This window comes from Anaerolineales bacterium, assembly GCA_019637755.1.
Lineage (GTDB): Bacteria > Chloroflexota > Anaerolineae > Anaerolineales > UBA11579 > JAMCZK01.
The window spans coordinates 435,806-454,205 of sequence record JAHBVC010000001.1; the positions used below are offsets into that span (position 1 = coordinate 435,806).

At 59.5% G+C, this 18,400-nt stretch carries 14 protein-coding genes and 1 other RNA gene; 7 read left to right on the plus strand and 8 right to left on the minus strand.

Annotated elements, in window-relative coordinates:
- The first annotated feature begins 10 nt into the window (after nt 1-10).
- A complete protein-coding gene (locus tag KF821_02305; protein ID MBX3004642.1) occupies nt 11-1,933 on the plus strand; it encodes an endonuclease/exonuclease/phosphatase family protein in 1,923 nt (640 codons plus the stop codon).
- A 34-nt stretch (nt 1,934-1,967) separates the two neighbouring features.
- Here the strand turns inward: KF821_02305 and KF821_02310 are convergent, their stop codons facing one another.
- A complete protein-coding gene (locus KF821_02310; protein ID MBX3004643.1) occupies nt 1,968-3,701 on the minus strand; it encodes a hypothetical protein in 1,734 nt (577 codons plus the stop codon).
- A gap of 96 nt (nt 3,702-3,797) precedes the next feature.
- Between KF821_02310 and KF821_02315 the strand changes: the two genes are divergently transcribed.
- The gene (locus KF821_02315) at nt 3,798-4,727 is read left to right on the plus strand and encodes an aldo/keto reductase (GenBank protein ID MBX3004644.1); all 930 of its coding nucleotides are present in this window, start codon (nt 3,798-3,800) and stop codon (nt 4,725-4,727) included.
- 53 nt (nt 4,728-4,780) lie between these two features.
- Nucleotides 4,781-5,425, plus strand: a complete 645-nt coding sequence (locus KF821_02320) for a LysE family transporter (protein ID MBX3004645.1) — start codon at nt 4,781-4,783, stop codon at nt 5,423-5,425.
- Here KF821_02320 and KF821_02325 read toward each other — a convergent pair.
- Both KF821_02325 and KF821_02330 read right to left on the minus strand, forming a co-directional pair.
- The gene (locus tag KF821_02325; protein MBX3004646.1) at nt 5,422-7,137 is read right to left on the minus strand and encodes a universal stress protein; all 1,716 of its coding nucleotides are present in this window, start codon (nt 7,135-7,137) and stop codon (nt 5,422-5,424) included. The two genes, KF821_02320 and KF821_02325, sit on opposite strands and share 4 nt — an antisense overlap.
- Nucleotides 7,130-7,756 (minus strand): metallophosphoesterase, encoded by a 627-nt coding sequence (locus KF821_02330; GenBank protein MBX3004647.1) that lies wholly within the window; start codon nt 7,754-7,756, stop codon nt 7,130-7,132. Before KF821_02330 ends, KF821_02325 begins: the two co-directional genes overlap by 8 nt.
- A gap of 117 nt (nt 7,757-7,873) precedes the next feature.
- Between KF821_02330 and KF821_02335 the strand changes: the two genes are divergently transcribed.
- The 4 genes from KF821_02335 (at nt 7,874) to KF821_02350 (ending at nt 11,282) form a co-directional block, all read left to right on the plus strand.
- Nucleotides 7,874-8,197, plus strand: a complete 324-nt coding sequence (locus KF821_02335; protein MBX3004648.1) for a winged helix-turn-helix transcriptional regulator — start codon at nt 7,874-7,876, stop codon at nt 8,195-8,197.
- A gap of 188 nt (nt 8,198-8,385) precedes the next feature.
- Nucleotides 8,386-9,333 (plus strand): VOC family protein, encoded by a 948-nt coding sequence (locus tag KF821_02340; protein ID MBX3004649.1) that lies wholly within the window; start codon nt 8,386-8,388, stop codon nt 9,331-9,333.
- A 596-nt stretch (nt 9,334-9,929) separates the two neighbouring features.
- Nucleotides 9,930-10,313, plus strand: a transfer-messenger RNA (tmRNA) gene (ssrA, locus tag KF821_02345).
- Nucleotides 10,314-10,397: 84 nt separating this feature from the next.
- Nucleotides 10,398-11,282, plus strand: coding sequence for a carboxypeptidase regulatory-like domain-containing protein (locus KF821_02350; GenBank protein MBX3004650.1), 885 nt, complete (start codon nt 10,398-10,400; stop codon nt 11,280-11,282).
- A 47-nt stretch (nt 11,283-11,329) separates the two neighbouring features.
- On the opposite strand, the gene KF821_02355 is transcribed toward KF821_02350, so the two are convergent.
- The 5 genes from KF821_02355 to KF821_02375 all read right to left on the minus strand — a co-directional run bounded on the left by KF821_02355 (nt 11,330) and on the right by KF821_02375 (nt 18,395).
- The gene (locus KF821_02355; GenBank protein MBX3004651.1) at nt 11,330-12,514 is read right to left on the minus strand and encodes a class I SAM-dependent methyltransferase; all 1,185 of its coding nucleotides are present in this window, start codon (nt 12,512-12,514) and stop codon (nt 11,330-11,332) included.
- A 45-nt stretch (nt 12,515-12,559) separates the two neighbouring features.
- Nucleotides 12,560-13,888 carry an MFS transporter gene (locus KF821_02360; protein ID MBX3004652.1) on the minus strand — a complete coding sequence of 443 codons (1,329 nt, stop codon included), beginning with the start codon at nt 13,886-13,888 and terminating at the stop codon, nt 12,560-12,562.
- 95 nt (nt 13,889-13,983) lie between these two features.
- Nucleotides 13,984-16,464: a UvrD-helicase domain-containing protein gene (locus KF821_02365; protein MBX3004653.1), complete on the minus strand. Its 2,481-nt coding sequence runs from the start codon at nt 16,462-16,464 to the stop codon at nt 13,984-13,986.
- Nucleotides 16,465-16,500: 36 nt separating this feature from the next.
- On the minus strand, nt 16,501-17,709 hold the full coding sequence (locus tag KF821_02370) for an aminotransferase class I/II-fold pyridoxal phosphate-dependent enzyme (protein ID MBX3004654.1): 1,209 nt from the start codon (nt 17,707-17,709) through the stop codon (nt 16,501-16,503).
- Nucleotides 17,710-17,807: 98 nt separating this feature from the next.
- Nucleotides 17,808-18,395, minus strand: coding sequence for a hypothetical protein (locus tag KF821_02375; protein MBX3004655.1), 588 nt, complete (start codon nt 18,393-18,395; stop codon nt 17,808-17,810).
- Between the last annotated feature and the right edge of the window lie 5 nt (nt 18,396-18,400).

Here is an 18,400-nt window from a genome sequence, read left to right on the forward strand (position 1 = left end):
AGGAAGTTGCATGCTTAATCTTCTCCGTTCTGACCTTAAAGCCTACTGGCTGCGCTGGCTGTTTGCAGCCATCACGGTCACCTTTGGCTTGCAGGAATTGCGCGTGCTGTTCGTGAGCTTCGTGGGCTACTTGCGTGATTCCACCGGGATGAGCTCGCTCAGCCTGGCGCCCGTGGCGATCGGTGTCTTCGCCCTCGCCTTCCTGGCTGGCCCCTTGAACCGCCTGCTGGGCACACGCACCACTCTCTGGCTGACCGCGGGCGGCCTGGCGGCGGTACGCCTGCTGGAGCAGTTGGCCACCAGCGCCCCGCTGGATCTGTACCTCTCGGCGGCGGCCACCGCGCTGTTCCTGATGTGGATCCCGCTGGCGATCGGCATTGCGCGAGCACGCGGCGGCGATATCCCCATGCATCTGGGCTTGGGCTGGCTGCTGGGCCTGGTGCTGGATAGCGCGCTGCAGATCGGCCTGCGCACGCTGGATCTCTCCTGGCAGCCCGGCGTGTGGGCCGTGCTGCTGGTGTTGCTGCTGGCAGCAGCCCAACTGTGGACGCTGAGCAAGCTGGCCGCCGATGCCCCGCCCGCCGCTGATGGCAGTTGGGGCAATGCCACCGCGCTGATGGCGATCGGCCCTTGGCTGCTGCTGCAATTGCTGGTCTTCCAAAATACCGCACTGTTCTCAGCCCATACCGGCTGGAACACCCCACTGGCGGGCACCCTGCTGCTGGCCGGCAACGCCTTCGGCCTGTGGCAAGCGGTGCAGCTTGGCAGCTCACCGCGCCGTGGCCTGGCCGGGCTGTTGGCCGGCGTGCTGGTGTTTATGAGCCTGTTGCTGGCCTATCGCATGGCTCCGGCGCAGGCCATCATCCTGCTGCTCGGCCAGGTGTTCAGCCTGGTGCTGGGCTATTTCATCTTCCTGGCCGCCACGCAGGGCAGCGGCCAGCCGGGGCTGCTGCGCAGCACGCTGTTCAATGGCCTGGGGCACATCTTCTTTGTGTTGATGACCTTTGTGTACTATGCCTCCTACGACATTGATTTCGGCATTCGCTCCAGCGTGATCGCCCCCGCCGCCACCGTGTTGGCGGCGCTGTTCATTTTGCCGGCCTGGCGTGGTGCAGCCAGCCAGAAGGCGAGCAAGCCGCTGCTCTCCCCGGCGATGCTGGCAGCCATCGCCATGCTGGTGCCCTTCGGCCTGAGCTTTAGCTGGCAGGTGCCGGCGGTACAAGCCGCTGAAGGCAACCGCGTACGCGTGATGAACTACAACCTGCACGACGCAGTGAATACGGATGGCCGCGTGGACCCGGAAGCGCTGGCGCAGGTAATCGAAGCCAGCGGCGCAGACATCGTGGGCCTGCAAGAGATTTCGCGCGGCTGGCTGATTTGGGGCGGCATGGACATGCTTGAGTGGCTGGCCCAACGCCTGGAGATGCAATACATCTGGGGACCAACGGCAGACGCCCAATGGGGCAACGCCATTCTCACGCGGCTGCCGATCCAAAGCTACACCAACAACACCTTGCCACCCGAAGACGTGCTGCTGTTGCGCGGCTATCTCTACGCCGAGCTGGATGTGAACGGCCAAACCCTGACCGTGATCGACACGCACTTCAGCGAGAAGGAAGGCCAGGATGACATCCGCGCCCAGCAGGCCTCAGTGCTGGTGGATGCGGCCGCCGGTCGCCCGGCGACAATCGCCATGGGCGATCTGAACTCGCTGCCCGATTCGTTGGCGCTGGAGGTGATGCAAGGCGGTGGCTTCGTGGACATCTCACGCCACAGCGGCCTGGCCAGCACCTTCACCTATCCTTCGTTTGCAGCTGACCACCAGATCGACTACATTTTCGCTTCGCCTGATCTGGCTTACAGCGATTTTACGATCCCCCTGAGCACGGCATCAGACCATCTGCCGTTGGCGACGACGATCACCCTCCCGTAAAAAAAGAGCCCGGTTCGCCGGGCTCTTTTTTGCTTTACTCACTGAGGAACAGTGGCTCGCCATCGTCGGCGCCGCCCACGATCAGGCCATCCTGCACGGCCGCCCCGCTGATCGTCTCGGGGGTGTAGCGCGTGACCGGCTCAACGCGGTGCGCTTGCAGTAAGGCCGGGTCTTGATACATGTAGGCGAATACGGCCGGGAACACATCTTGCAGCACGACGATGTCATCATAGGCGGCGTGGTCATTCCCCGGCCAGTGGATCGCGAGGAAGGTGCCGAAGCGATCCTGAATATCCAGGCGCGTCACCGCGTCCAACGGGTACTCGCCACCCAGGGAATAGCAATTCTTGGTGAGGTAGGGGCCGTGGTCACCGGCTACGATAACGATGGCGTCAGGGTCGTTGGCCAGCAACAAGCCCAGATCAGCCTGCATCTCCTCATTGGCAATGTTGAGCTTGCGTTGGAAGCTCTCCAACTCATCATCCAGGCAGGCCCCTGAATTCTGGGTGTGCCCGGGGAAGTTTGAGTGACTGTAGAGAAACACAGGCTCGGCGGGGATGTTGGAGAACAGGTAGGCCTTCTGACTGAGGTAATCACTGGCGCTGATGGCATCGAAGCCGATGTCGAAACGGAATTCGCCGGTGAGGATGGCATCAAAGAGCACTGAGCCTGCCGGGCGGCTGTTGGGGAAGGACACATCGTAGCTGGAGCCGATCCCACGGAAGAAATAGTCAGAGGGGAAGATGCCATAGGTTTGGTAGCCCAGAGTGTGGAACAGCTGCTGCACCACACCGCCGCCGGACGCGCCGGTGCGCGAAGGCCCGTAATACTCGGTGGACGCATTCAGCACTGGCGTCATTGTGGCCACCGAATACGAGCCGATCGAATAGGTGCGCGGATAGAGCGTAAAGCCCTGCTGGCGCAAGTAGTCCTCTTGCGCCTGATTATCCAGGCCGTAGCCACGCATCGTCTCATTGGGCACGTAGGCATCGTAGATCAGCAGGTAGACATTTGGGCGGCTGGCCGGTTCGCCCGGCAGCCCGGCAGCCAGTAGCGGGTGGCTGTTAATGTCCTGCGTACTGCTGCTGTCCTCCACGCGGCCAATCTGCAGCAGCGTGTTGGACGCGAAGAAGGCCACAACCAGCACCAACAGCAGGCCGCGCTGGCGCGAGCGATACAGCAAGCTGGCCAGCGCCACCAGGCCCACCCCAATTCCCAGTTGGATGGCAAAGTTGCCCTGTTCGAACCACTTGAAGTCGGCACTCATGGCCGCCATGTTGTTGAGCAGGAAGGCCGTCACCATGCCGATGGCGCGCAGCAATGGCACATCGGCACTGCCGCTAAGCAAGGCCGGCACCAAGAGCACCATGATCAGCGCGGCCACGAGGAAGATCACCAGCAGAATGGCCACCTGGCGCGGCGAGAGCAGGCCCGGATTGTTGAGCACATACTGCACGATCGGCGCCAGCGGCAGGAGCACCAGCAACGCATCGCTGGCCTGCAGGCCGCCGGGCGCGGGCGGCTGGAGGGCAACGCGCTGTTTGAACAAAAGCGCCAGCGCGGCAGCCAACGCCGCAACGAGCAAGGCCAGCGGCAGCAAGTTCTGCACGAAATTCAAATTGACGCCAGCCGGCAGCGGGCGATAGGCCACCACCAGCCAGCGGAAGGCTACACAATAGGCAGCCAGCACTACCAAGGGAATGGATACCTGCGCGAACCACTGGATGGAATTAAGGCGTGGGAGGGAAAGGGAGGGTTTAGCCGACATGCGGCCAAGGATAACATCACGGCCACAAATTCGCCGCCCGCGGATGGAATGTGCGCTTAGAATACAGGCCTCAACAAACTCGCTACAAAGGAAGCTATGCAACTCATTCATATTGGGCCTGATGGCCCCAAGGTGGCCCCAATCGGTTTGGGGACCTGGGCCTGGGGAGACAATCTGTTCTGGTCATACGGCAAGGAGTACGGCGAAGCGGAGCTAAAGAGCGCCTACGACGCCAGCCTGGCCGCCGGAATCACCTTCGTGGATACGGCTGAAGTGTATGGCATGGGCCGCTCCGAGAGCCTGTTGGGTGGCTTCATGGCGGCCAACCCGGCCGAAGCCTTCGTCGCCTCCAAGTTCTTCCCGTATCCCTGGCGCGTGCTGCGCAGCAGCCTGCGCAAGGCGGTAGCGGGCAGCTTGCAGCGCCTGGGCACCCCGGCGATCGACCTGTATCAGGTGCACTGGCCCTTCCCGCCGCGCAGCACCAGTACCTGGCTGCATGCCATCGCCGATGCGGTAGAAGCCGGGCTGGTGAAGCAGGTGGGCGTTTCCAACTTTGGGCCGCGCCAGGTGGAACAGGCCGTCAAGGTGCTCGAGAGCCGCGGGGTACGCCTGGCCAGCAACCAGATCTCGTACAGTTTGCTGGCACGTGGCGCTGAGCGCAACGGCCTGCTGCAACTGTGCCGCGATCACGGCATCACGGTGATCGCTTACAGCCCCTTGGCACAAGGCTTGCTGACCGGCAAGTACACTGCGCAAAACCCGCCGCGCGATATTGCCCGCCGGGTGACCAATGGCAGCAAGCTGGCCGGCCTCGGCCCGCTGCTGGCCGAGATGGGGCGCATTGCCAGCGCCCACGGCGATGTGCCGCTGGCCCAAGTGGCGCTGAACTGGTGCGTGGCCAAGGGAACCCTGGCGATCCCCGGCGCCAAAAACATCAAACAGGCGCAGCAAAATGCCGCCACGTTGAGTTGGAGCCTGAGCGCCGAAGACGTCGCCCGGCTGGACGAGCACTCGAGCCAATACTAGCAAGCAACCAAAGAGCCCAGCAAAACTGGGCTCTTTTCGTAAAATAAACCCGTATGGACTCCACGAGCGTATGGGCCTTTGCTGTGCAAGCCAGCCTGATCGGGCTGGGTGCGGCGCTTAGCCCGGGGCCGTTTCAATCCCTGGTGATCGCCCAGGCTTTGCTGGGCGGCTGGCGGCGCGCCCTGCCGGTGACGCTGGCACCGCTACTGGCCGATATTCCCGTTGCGGTGGCCATGGTGCTGCTGGTGCAACAAGTGCCCACTACTTTCCTGCTGGTCATCCGGATTGCCGGCGCGCTGCTGCTACTGTATCTGGCCTGGGATCTGGCGCGGCAACTACGCAAGGCCAGCACGGCGCAAGCGGGCAAGCTGCCCGCGCCAGTGAGCGCCTGGCGCAGCCTGCTGCAGGGTATGCTGATGCTGTTCCTTGGCCCGGGCACGTATTTGTTCTGGGGGCTGGTGCTCGGTCCACTGCTGGTGGAGGCGGCGGAACTCTCATGGGTGCATGCGCTGGCCTTCCTGGCGGGCTTTTATATCGTCAGCATTGCCGGCCTGCTGCTGATCGCTTACATCTTTGAGAAGGTGGGCCAATACAACCCGCGCTTGCGGCGCGGGCTGCAGCTAAGCAGCTTGCTGTTGATGTTGGGGATGGCGCTATGGTTGGGGATCGAAGGGATAGGCGCCTGGCTGGCCGCTTAATTGCACACCCACACCGCTCCATGAAACTCACGCAGCACCACATCCAGGTTGCTGCCACGCACGACTTCCAGTAAGCCACTTTGGGCATAGCCGCCCATCAATACAAAATCACAGCCGTGTTCACGCGCCAGGCTGAGGATGGCTTGGGCGGCGCGGCCACGGCGCTGCACATACTCGGCCTGCACGCCGCGAGCCAGCAGATAATTTTTGGCACCGGTTTGCGCCAGCGTGGGGCGCAGGCTGCGCTCGTGAGCGGTGAGCACGGTGAGGCGGATACCCCAACGGCGCACCAGGTAAGCCGCCAGGTAGAGCGCCTGGCGCGCCTTGCGGCTGCCATCGTAAGCCAGCAGGGCATGCTGCAGCGCGGTCTTCTGCGGCACCACCAACACCGGGCGCGGGCTGCGCTGTAAAAAGGTGCGCAAGCCGGAGAGCAGGCGTTCCAATGGGCGCGTGCCCGGAGGATACTTAAGGTGCAGCACCACCAGATCGCTCCAATGGCTGCGCGCCTCGACCCGGCGGTGAATATCGCCCTGCTCCAGCACTAGGCTGCCGCGCAGCCCAGCGGCGGCCACGCGGCGCTCGAATTCCTCGCGCAGCGGCTGCACTGCGGCCGGATCCGCCTTGCCGAGCGGCTGTACATGGATGCCGCGCAGTTCACTGTGCTCGCGCTGGGCCACCTGCAGGGCCACATCCAATGCGGTCCAACTGGCGTCTTCGCCACTGAGTGGTACCAAGAGGCGCGGGAAGAGCGTCTGCCCACCGGCCAGCTCCTCGCTGGGCAATTGCCAGGCGGTGGGCACGGGTGGCGCCGCCAGCGGCAGCCACGTGCTCAGCCAGCGGCGCAGGCGGGCGCCGAGGCGGCGCGGGCTGCCCTCGAGCCGGTTCCAGGCATGCGCGGCGGCCTCGCTGACGCCCAAGTTCCAGCCCAGGTCTTTTTCCAGCTCGCTGCGGTGGCGCATCAGCCAGAGGTACATATCGGCCTCGGTGCGTTGCGGAAAATCGCGCAGCAAACCGAGCTGGCGGATGCTGTGCACGGCGGGCACATAGACTTCATCAGCCCAGTGGGCGGCCGCCTCGGGCAGGCTGATCTCACGCTGCTGCGCCTGACCCATGTAGTAGCGATGCACGGCAATGTGTTCGCGCAGCTCCTGAATGCGGCCGGGCAGCGTGACGCGGAAATCAACATCGGGGCGTGTTTGGGCCAACTGGGTATCAGCGGTGAAGGCTTGTAGCTCCGTTTTGAGGATCAGATCGGCAATGTTGTCAGTTGGTGAGAGCTGTACCTTGGTGGGGATCTCAGTCACGTAGGCTTCGATAGTGGTGGCACCGACCTCACGCGCCACGGAGACACGGTGATGGCCATCGAGCACGAAGTAGATCGCACCGATCTTGTAGACTTCGATCGGCGGCAGGCCCCCCTGCCCCTCCACCGCCATGCGCACGCGTGCCCAGCGCCCGCCCTGGCTGGCCTGGCGCGGCAGGAACTGGCGATTGAAATCCTCATAGCGGCCCACGCTACCCACGATCGCATCCAGCGGGATCTGGTGCAGCCCGCGCGGCAACTGGCTCACCGCACCCAGCATCTTGCGCACCTCATCGAAGCGCAACAGATCATCGCTGTGGCGGGCGCCGAGGCGCGCCAGCCACTTGCGCAGTGCGGCGCGCGAGCGGGCGCGCTTGAAGTCATTGAGCGCCGAGGAATAGCTATTCATCCAAGGCCACCTCTTGATAGCCATAGACGTTGAGGATGCGCGTAGCGCCAAACTGCACGCTGGCGGGCTGGTTGCGGTCATAAAGATGGATGTGCCCGTGCAGGTGCCAGCGCGGCTTGAAGGTGGCTAGCAGCCAGCGGAAAGCCTTGAAGCCCTGGTGCGCCTTATCCTCACGGTCACCGAGGCCCCAGGCGGGAGCATGGGTGACGAGCACATCCAGGGCACGGCCATAGCGCAGGCGATGATAGAGCAGGCGCGGCAGCATGCCCAGCACCATGCGCCACATTTCGCCCTGGGTGTACATGAAGGGGCCTCGGCGGTAGCGCAGGCTGCCCTCAAAGCCAGCCAGGATCAGGCCGCCGTGCCGTACCACGCGGCCGTGCAGATCCTCGGCGCCCCAGGGGGCGCGGCGCGCCTGGCTCTGCGAATACTCCACCTCGGCGGCATGGTTGCCGCGCACGAAGAAGACTGGCTTATCCAGCGTATCCACCAGGTATTCAAGATAGTAGTACGGCAGATCGCCGCAGCCGATCACCAGATCGATAGCGGCGAAGCGTTGGGCTGCCTGAGTGGAGTAGACCAGATCCAGCACCTGGTCACTGAGGGCAAGGGCGCGCATGGCTACATATTAGCAGCAAGTGCTGTGCACGCGCGATAGCTTTCGCCGCACCCGCAAGCGGCGGCATGAATTGACATTCGTTGCTATCGCAAGTAGACTGCATAGAGAGCAATCAATATGAAAACAAAAAGCATGGACCCCGTGGCCTTTGCGAAAGTGTTGGCCGACCCTACGCGGCAGCAGATCATGGAAACGTGTTGCTGCCAGTGGAAGAATGTCAATGAGATCGTAAAAACGGTCAAGGTCAGCCAGCCCACGGTATCGCACCACCTGGCCCTACTGCGCGAGGCGCAGTTGGTGCTGGTGCGCGATGAGGGCAAGAATACGTATTACACGCTGAACCAGGAGAAGATGGCGCGCTGCTGCGGGCAATTGATCAGCACCTTTGCGCCCGAAAGCGAAACGGCCGAACATCTGGAGCGTATGCAGGCTAGCAAGTAAACCAACGGGCGGCCTGAGCCGCCCGTTGGTTTGGGGCTAGCAGCAACCGTCGCCGCCGGCGCAGCAACCACATTCACACACTGCTTGCTCTTCCATCATGGCATGTACTCCTTTCCCACAAGAGGATATGTATAGACGGCCATCTATGTAAGAAAGCATAATTGACTATCATCTATATGTCAAACCTCATGAATACTCCTACTTTCCAACTCCATCCCGATACACACATCGCTCACGTTGAGCTGCAGGTAGCTGACTTGGCGCGCATGCAAGCCTTCTACGCCGATCTGCTGGGCTTTCAGGTGATCGATGCCGATGCCGGCCGCGTGCGCCTCTCGCCCAGCGGCGAGCTGCCTGCTCTGTTGACGCTGAGCGCCTACCCGGGAGCGCGCCAGCAGCCGCAGGAGCGCAGCGGCCTGTACCACACCGCCTTCCGCTTCGCGCACCGCCAGGCACTGGCCACCACTTTTCTGCGCGTGGTCTCGGCCGGCTGGCCGTTGCACGGTGCGGCCGACCATCTGGTGAGCGAGGCGATTTACTTCCCGGACCCAGAGAACAACGGGATTGAAATCTACCGCGACCGACCGCGCGCGCAATGGCCGCGGCTGGATGGTGGCGAGCTGCAGATGGCCAACGCCCCGCTGGACCTGCACAAGCTGCTGGAAGAGGCCGACACGGCCGCGGCGCAGGCTGGCCAGATCCACCCCGGCACCGATATTGGCCACATGCACCTGCAAGTCTCCGATACGGCGACGGCGGCCGCCTTCTACCATGACCTGCTGGGCATGGACATTGTGATGAGCATGCCCAGCGCCCTGTTTATGAGCGCCGGCGGTTACCACCACCATCTGGGCGCCAATACCTGGCACAGCCGCAATGCGCCACGCCGCGACGAGGATATGACCGGGCTGCGCTCATATGCCTACCGCGTCCCCGACGAAGCCGGCTGGCTGGCGTTGCTGCAGCGCGTGAATAGCACGCAGCAGCAGCCCCAGGCCACGGAGCGCGATGGGCAGCCCGGCTTTTGGCTGCCGGATCAGGACGGCAACCGCGTGGAGCTGCTGGCGCCGGATACGGCCGCGGTGCGCCAAGCACTGGCGGCGCTTGCCGCGGTCGGCGCGCCAGCCGCGGCGTGATTCGAGACTGACGGCTTGGCTTCGTAGTGGCGTTAGCGACAGAACAACGAAGCAATCCTCACGCGTAAGGTGAATGGCAGGCTTGGGGATTGCTTCGTCAGCGCTGCTGCGCAGCGCAATCCTCGCAATGACGGAAATGGCGAAGTATGCTGCCGCTACGAAGGCGTACTGCTCTGCTCACTTGGGTCATGCTGAGTATGGCCACAACACAATTAGCAAATTTTGTCATTCCGAACGAGCGGCGCAGCCGCGAGGAGGAATCCTTTAGATCATTACAAACAGGCTTGCTTCTGCTAGACCTAAAGGATTCCTCGCTACGTTCGGAATGACGGCTTGGCTCTGTAGCTGCGCCCTTGCGAAGGAGAGGCGCGAGGAGGAATCCTTTTGGCATTACAAACAGGCTTGCTTCTGCTATGGCCTAAAGGACTCCTCGCTACGCTCGGAATGACGGCTTGGCTTCGCAGAGGCGCAGCATGCTGCGCCCCTGCGAAGGAGAGGCGCGAGGAGGAATGAGAAATACGTTGTGCTACGAATGGGCAGTGTGCAATCCATTTCTAATACTGTGTATATATCGCCCTGCTATAATTTCGGTGTATGGGGATGACTGGCTTCGACGGTTGAGGCTGAGTCTGAACTGCGAGCCGAGCGGCGCCGACCTCGAAAAATCAGCGCAAACCTTAAGTGCCAACCGCACTAACTACGCAGCTCTCCCGCTCGCCGCGTAATACCGGCTAGCCAACGAACTGCCCAACCCTTCGGGGTTGCGTCTGCCCCGCCCTCTCCTCGGCTGGGCGGGAGCAGGCGAGACAATGCCGAGGTGCTGTGCCAGCCGCCGTGACTGGCGCCTAAGCCAAAGCGGATGGCAGCGAGGACCCCCTTGTCGTTTGTGGGCCTGGCTGCGACAACACAACCGACTACGCTCGTAGACGTTCAGCACTCTAATCAGTCGGACGCGGGTTCGATTCCCGCCATCTCCACTCCCTTTTTGAGCCGTGCAATTGCACGGCTCAATTTATAATCAGCGCCATTCATTCAAGGGGCGCAGTGGTGCCCAAGGAGAGTTCATGCGTACACGGATCGCTATGCTTGTATGCGCGCTGGCCCTGCTACTAGCGAGTTGCGCCCCCAGCACGGCCACGGATGAGGCCGCAGTAGCCACCCTGGTGGCCGCGGCCCTGCAAACCAGCCAGGCAGGGCAGCCCGCCTTGCAGGAGGAGCTGACCAGCCTACAACTCGGCACACTGGAAGGCTCGCTGTGCTATCCCTCCTCTTTCATTCCTGAGATGACCGTATTTTTGCACAAGGCCGGTGCACCCGAACCGGTGCAAGTGCCGATTGCGCAGAACCAGATGTCATTCTCCGCGGATGTAGAGCCGGGCAGCTACACCGCCTACGCCTGGCTGCCAGACTTCAGCTTTGGCGGCAGCTATTCGCAAGCCGTGGCGTGTGGCCTGAGCGTGGATTGCACAGACCATTCGCTGGTGAGCTTCGACGTGGTGGCGGGCCAGCAGACCGGCGGCATCGCCGTGTGTGATTGGTACGGCCAGCCGGGCGATGTGCCCTACCCGCCGGGCGTGCAACCCCCGGCGCAGAACGAAGCGCAAGATCCGGGCAGCCTCTCGGGCAGCTTGAGCTACCCCAGCGAATTCATCCCCGGGATGACGGTGGTAGCTTGGAGCGTTGAGCACCCCGGCACTTACTATTACGTGACCACCAGCGATGGCACCAGCTTCTATCAAATCAGCAATTTGCCTGCGGGCGATTACCAGGTGGTGGCTTACACCAATGGCATGGCAGGAGGTCATTCATTTGCGGTGGCTTGCGGCCTGAGCGTTGAGTGCACCGATCACAGCTTGGTGACTGTTGAGGTCAAGAGTGGGCAGGACAGCGCCGGCGTCAACCCACAGGACTGGTACGCGCCGGAGGGTAGCTTCCCGGCACAGCCCTAGCAACACTCAACGTGCGAAAAACACCGGCCATGCGGCCGGTGTTTTCTTTATACTTCGATCAATAGGCCTTTGAGATATTCGCCCTCCGGGAAGTTGAGCGCCACGGGATGATCGGCACCTTGGCTGAGACGCTGCAGAATGCGCGCCTCGATCCCGGCATCCAGAGCGGCGCCGGCCACGATCTTTTGGAACAGCGCGGCATCCACGCCCCCGGAACATGAGAAGGTCAGCAGGCGGCCGCCGGGACGCAGCAGCTTCAGCGCCAGCAAGTTGATGTCTTTGTAGCCGCGCGCGGCGCGTTCGGCGGTGGCCCGGGTAGGGGCAAACTTGGGCGGGTCCAGCACGATCATATCGAACTGGCGGCCCGCATCGCGAAAGCGGCGCAACACCTGGAAGGCATCGCCATCGATGAACTCGGCCGCCTCCAAGGGCAACTGATTGCGCTGAATGTTGTGGCGCGCCAGCTCCAGCGCCGCGGCCGAATCGTCCACCAGAGTGATATGTTCAGCCCCACCCTGCAGCATATGAGTGGCGAAGCCGCCCGTGTAGGAGAAGCAATCCAACACCTGGCGGCCAGCCGCCAACGACCCGGCCAGAGCACGATTGGCGCGCTGGTCGAGATAAAAGCCGGTTTTGTGCCCACCTTCCAAATCCAACTGAAATTGCAAAGCGGATTCGTGAATGGCAAGCGGTACTGTGGCCGGGGTGCCATGCAGCAGGCCGCGGCGCGGCGGCAAGCCCTCGAGTTGGCGCACATCCGCGTCGGAGCGCTCGAGCAGACGCGCCGGCTGGCACAGCTCGATCAACAGCGCGGCGATGGTCTCGCGCCAACGCTCGGCGCCCCAACTGAGGCATTGCAGCACCAGCGAGTCGCCATATTGATCGACAATGATGCCGGGCAAGCCATCTGACTCGGCGTGTACCAGGCGCAGGCCGTCGCTCTCGATGGCCAGGTTGCGGCGCGAGGCAATTGCGGCGGCCAGGCGGCGGCGGAAGAAGGCCGCGTCGATCGGCTCAGCTTGCTGCCAAGACCAGACGCGGGCGCGAATCTGCGAGGGGTGGCTATACGCAGCGGTGGCCAGGAACTGGCCGCCGGCGGCATGCACGGCAACGGTGTCGCCAGGCTGCGGGTTGCCCTCCAGCTTGGCGATGGCGCTGGCGAAGACCCAGGGATGGCGGCGCTCCAGCGAACGCTGGCGGCCGGGGGCAAGAATAAGTTTAGGATTATCCATAAGAATCAGCACCAATCGATTAATTGATTAACCGATGCGAGTTTGTTAGCCGCTGTTGGTAGCACTGCCCTTCGCATAGCGCGCGGCGAGCAATTGGTAGGGGCGCGAACGCATCGCCAGCAGGGTAACAATGCAGCCAATCACGCCGGCGACGGTGAAGACCAGCGCCATGCCGCGCGCCGGACCGGTGCCAAACCAACTACCGATCAGCTGCACGCCTGCCCCATCGGTCATAAAGGGAATGAAGAAGAACTCGGCCAGTGGGCCAATCAGGAAGGCGGTCAGCGGCGCGGCGGCCAGCTCAATGCTTTGGGCAAAGCCAAACACGCGGCCTTGGCGCGCCGGCGGCACCACGCGCTGGATGATGGTGTGCTCGGCCGCCTCAATGAACGGCACCACGGTGAGATAGATCAGCAGGCCACCGGTCATCAGTGGAATTGAGGGCTGGATGGTGAAGATCGACGACACGAACCAGATCACCAGGTTGGCGCCGAACAGGGCGCGCAGCGGCTTGCCACCCAGGCCAAAACGCGCGATCAGCAGACCGCCGAGGATAAAGCCGGTGCTGATCACGCCCCACAGGATGCCCCAAGCCTCCACCGACATCATCGAGAGGCCATAGGCATCCATCAGTGCCATGAAGACGCCACCCAGCAGATTGTTAAAGGTTGTGAACAAGATCAAGGCCAACAAGCCGGGGATACCGGCCACTAGTTTATAGGTGCCACGCAGATCAACTGACTTGGGGGCGCCTTCCACATGGGCGATCTTGGCTTCGGGAATTTCAATGCTCCATAAATGAGCAATGACTAGAACCGTGATGATGACTGCCAACAGCAAAACCAGGAACATGCCTGCCTGAGCCACGAGCAAGCCACTGATGACCGAAGTGGTGAGCATGGAGACGCCGAATACGGTGCCCACCAGGCCATTGGCACGCTCGCGCTCCTTGGCGGCGAACAGCAGCGTCACCAAGGTAGGCATGGCGATGCCGCGGATATTGCCGGCGATCATTCCGAAGAGCACCAGCACAGCCAAGACCCACAAACGCACACTGTGCAAGCTGGCGAACTCGCCCGGGGCTGCGGTCTGGTAGAGCACAAAGCACAAAATGAACATCGCCAGGGAGATGGCGCTGGAGACCAGCATGATGCTCTTCTTCTTATGGTGATCGACCAGCGAGCCAAGCCAAAAGCCGGAGACGGATACCAGTACGAGGTAAAGCCCACCCAAGATCGAAGTGACCAGCACGGACTGGGTTTCCAGGTAGGCGTAGAAGATGATCGCAAACCACACCGTGCTATTGGTGATCGAAGCCACCAGGTTGTTGCCCAGTAGCCAATAAAAGGCTCGTTTCTTTTCAGCTTTTTTCATCGTTATCCCACGAATAAAAAGAGCCGTTGCTTCGCAACGGCTCCGTTACTTTGGCGAACACTTATTCTACTTCAAAACGCAGCCCAGCAGTATGCTTAGCCGCCGAACCATCTAGCAGCATCCCCCAAATTCTCAACAAACTTACTCGGTTGAGTTCCATGATAGAGAAAATGCAAATTGGTCTTACATCTGCTCACTGCTACCATCAGCAAGCGAAAATCATCTGCCTCTTTGGCGCTAAGCTGCTGAAGGTTATGAATACCATCCAACTCAGGAAGATGATCTCTATCCACTCCCAGAATAAAACAAACTTCAAATTGGTCACCCTTTACGCTTCTGGGTGAAGCAATAGTCACAGATTTCCTTGGGCCAAGCCTTCCCTTTGCCGTGATTCTGTTTACGTTCATCCCTATATCAAGCAAAGCATCAGTTGCTTTATCCAGATCCGTATCGCGAAAAGCTAAGATAGCAATATTCTTAGCCTCTACTTTTTTGTTAACATAGTCTTGAATCCTCTTACCCAGTTCCAAAAACATAGTCGTATCAGTTGCATAGGAGGAAATAGTAGGTATCTCACCCTCGGGAGCGCCTTCATTAGCCGCAAAATCAGCCCAGTGTGATAAATGACCATACACCGGAAAGAGCGAAACAAACCTACTGAGCAGCTTCACGATTGCCTTGGAGCTTCGGAAGTTAACCGTTAAATTCTCGCTTCGGAAACGACTGTCAGTATCAAAACCAAATTGCCTTAGCGTAGGATATCTTGAGTAAACTTTCTGACCCTCATCGTAACAAATCATTAAATGGGACGAGTGCTGGACTAGGTGCCCCAATAAAAGTAACTGGTTTGGGAAAAAATCTTGGCCCTCATCGATTATCAAATAGTCGAAACCATCTCTTTTCTTCGCTTGGGCCCATATAGTTTGGGAAGTTTTTCGTAAGCAGTCGTTAACCAGATCATCCCCATCCAGATAACCAAGTTTGCTCAGAGTATCTTTATAAATCTTTGCAACTTCCCAGATAAACCTTCGGTAGAGCCTGTCCTTTGTTCCAAGACTTACTTCACGCGGTTGTTCAACATAATTATCTAGGCTTTCGATAGTATTCGCTTTAATGAATTGACTGATTTCAAGCTGGACCTCCTTCTTGCCATTTTGTCCAGAGGGGTTGAATTCAGCCCACACCGGTATGAATTCTGGCCTCTGCAATGAGCTTTGCGCCTGCTCAATTGCCAGCTCGAAAATTAAGTCTCGAGTCGTGTCAATACCATCACCCTGATATGGCTCTAGTACCGTGATATCCATATTTCTTAGGTCTAAAAACTCTTTACACCAGTCCAGCAGGCTTGTAACAACAAGATGCTGCTTAGAATCAGGTGATAAGAACTCGGTTGCTCCCAACTCTGCCAACATCCCCACGAGTTTTCGAGAGATCTCCTTGTTAAAAACAAAGAAACCAAGTTTAAGCTCCTGCTTTGCATCGCGAGCTTGGCGAAGCAAGTATATTGCACGAAGCATAGCGGTCAGTGTCTTCCCGGTGCCTGGGCCACCTTTAAGCCGAACGGGATTAAACGCGTCTAGCATTACCACTCTATTTTGTGCTCTGGTCAATAAGGGCAACCATTCTTCAAAGGTCTTGCTACCTTGATTATCTCGGGTAGGCAAAGACAAGACATGCGATTCAAGCAAGCCCAAGGAGCCTTCTGCTTGTTGTGCCATTCTGTCTTGATGACGCGCCCAGCGAAGCACAACTTGGTCCCAGCTGGAGTCTGTAATTATGCCAATCAGTTTCTCAATATCCTCATCCGTCTGGCACTGTTGTACAGATCGAATATGCTCTACTTCAAGAACCCCACATTCTTCCACCTGTTTCTGAGTAATCCATGTGTCAACAAGCTCTCTCGCGGTGATTCGCGGCACATGCTTTGTTTGCCACTCCAAATCGTTAAGGCGATCAAACCGCTCAATTGCCTGTTCCGCCGCCCTACCCCAAGCTTGCAATCGCATTGTAATGCTTTGAGAAAACATAGCTGAAGCTTTGTGTGTTTCCCATTCCTCAGAGCTGCTTCGACCAACGATTACCATTGTCTTTTGCTTTGAGAGCGGCACAAAATTTATGCGATGATTGTCTCCAGGCAAGAAGATTGAGTGCAGATCTCCCAACTTCTTGAAACTCTTGCCAGTTTGTTGCCGCGCTTGTGAGATGTTAGCAACATCACGAAGCCCATCGCTATACATATCCCACACTGATTTATTCTCTACAATCTCTTCGAGAACATCAGAGGGGATAAGCAGGCCAAATAACGAAGTATTTTTAACTTCGTAGTGTTTAACATCTGCTATAGAAAAATCGATCAATAAAGCAATATCGAGGCCATGAATTTGGGCAGCCTTCCACTCAATTGCTGGCAAAAATCCAGTTGTATAACCTGGAGTATGAGCTAGCTCTGATGGTTTGTAATATATATATGAAAGAAGTGAATAGAAATCTTGCTTAGCAGCTTGTCTTTCCTCTCTTTTTTGCACCCAAGCAAAAAAGCGATGCATGAAAGCATTGGAAATCCATAGATTTGACATTGCTTCATCCCCTCCTGGAGTAGATTATTGAGTTCTCTACTTCAAAACGCCGAGCTTTTTGCCTTCCTCGGCGATGATATCCATCGCCCGCTCGATATCCGCGGTCTCGTGGGCGGCGGTGACGGTGGCGCGCAGGCGCGCCTTGCCCTGCTCCACCGCCGGTGACACCACGGGCAGCACGAAGATATCGCGCTCCTGCACGTTGCGGGTGAGCGCATAGGCCAGGTCATCCTCCCCGCACAGCACCGGCACAATCGCCGTTTCAGTCAGCATGGTGTCAAAGCCGCGGCTCTGCAAGCCGCTGATGAATTGCTTGCCATTGGCGGTGAGCTTCTCGATGCGCCAAGGCTCATCCAGGATGACCTTGAAGGCTTCATTGGCGGCAGCCGCCTGGGCCGGCGGCAGCGCCGCCGAGAAGATGTAGGCGCGGCTGGCATGGCGCAGATAGTTGATCATGTCGTGCTTGCCGGCTACATAGCCGCCAACCGAAGGGATGGTTTTGCTGAGGGTGCCCATCTTGATATCGATGGCCCCTTCCATGCCATAGTGCTCTTCGATGCCGCGGCCAGTTTTGCCGAGCACACCGATGGAGTGCGCCTCGTCGATCATCAGCCAGGCGTTGTGCTTGCGGGAGAGTTCAACAATGCGCGGCAGATCGATGATGTCACCATCCATGCTGAACACGGAATCGGCGATGATCAGCTTGGCGGCAGAGGCTGGCGCCTCTTCGAGCACGCGCTCCAAGTCGTTGAGGTCGTTATGTTTGAAGCGCACAAACTTGGCGCCCGACATCATGCAGCCGTCTACGATGCTGGCATGGTTCAGGCGGTCAGAGAAGACATAATCATGGCGGCCCAACAGCGTGGAAACCACGGTGAGGTTAGTGGCGTAGCCCGAGGTATAGGTGATGGCCGTCTCGGTGCCCTTGAAGTTGGCAATCGTCTCTTCGAGCTCGTTGTGCACATCCAGCGTACCGGCCAGGGTGCGCACCCCGTGCGTACCCGTGCCATAGCGATCCACGGCGGCCTTGGCGGCGGCGTTGATGCGCGGATGGCCGATGAGGCCCAGGTAGCTGTACGAGGCGTACATCTGCATGATGCGGCCACGCACTTTTACCTTGGATTCATCCAGCATCTCGCTGATCGGCTGGTTGTAATAGTAGAGGCCCGCTTCTTTGAGCAGGCGGATGCGTTCGGCGAAAGCGTCGATGCGTTTACTGATTGCGTCTTCGAGGGGTGCGGTCATTCGTGTTCCTTTGCGAAGGGTCAGTTTAGCTCACCCGCCAAGTGCTGTCAACGCAAGCCTGTGCGCCCGAAGGCAGCTTTGAGTCTGAGGATTGGGCGCTAGCCACGCGCCCGCTCCAGCAGGGTCATGGTGAGCATGCTGAGCAGCACCAGGGTTTCATCTTTGCTTTGCAGCGCGGGCTGCTTATCGAGCTGGAATTTGCCCTCGAAGAAGGCGGGCTGCTTGACCAGGCGGGCCAGCATTTGGCCCTGGGAATCGGTTACTACGTAGGCGGGATGGAACAGATAGCCGCTGAGCATGCCGATGAAGGGCAGCTCGCCAAACAGCGAATCCCACACGCGCACCCACACATTTTCCTCACGGATGTTCATCACCAGGGTGCCGCCCGCGTCGGAGACTTCGTAGTGCGCCTTCCACAGCGAGCGCATACCCTGGCGCTTGACCGAGCCCAGCGCTTTGCCACTACCATCGGTAAAGTTGTAGCGCGCAGAGAAATCGATCACACGGTCTGCCTTGATGTTGTAGAGCAGGCTGGTTTGGCTCTGATCGGCAAACACGTCGATATCTTCACGCAACTTCAGCAACTTTTGCTTGACGTAGGCAATCGTAGTGCCGCTGGCATCCTGCACATGGATCTGCGAGGCTAGGGCGAGAATTTTGAAAGACAGGTTGAGCGGGAAGTTCATTGAGA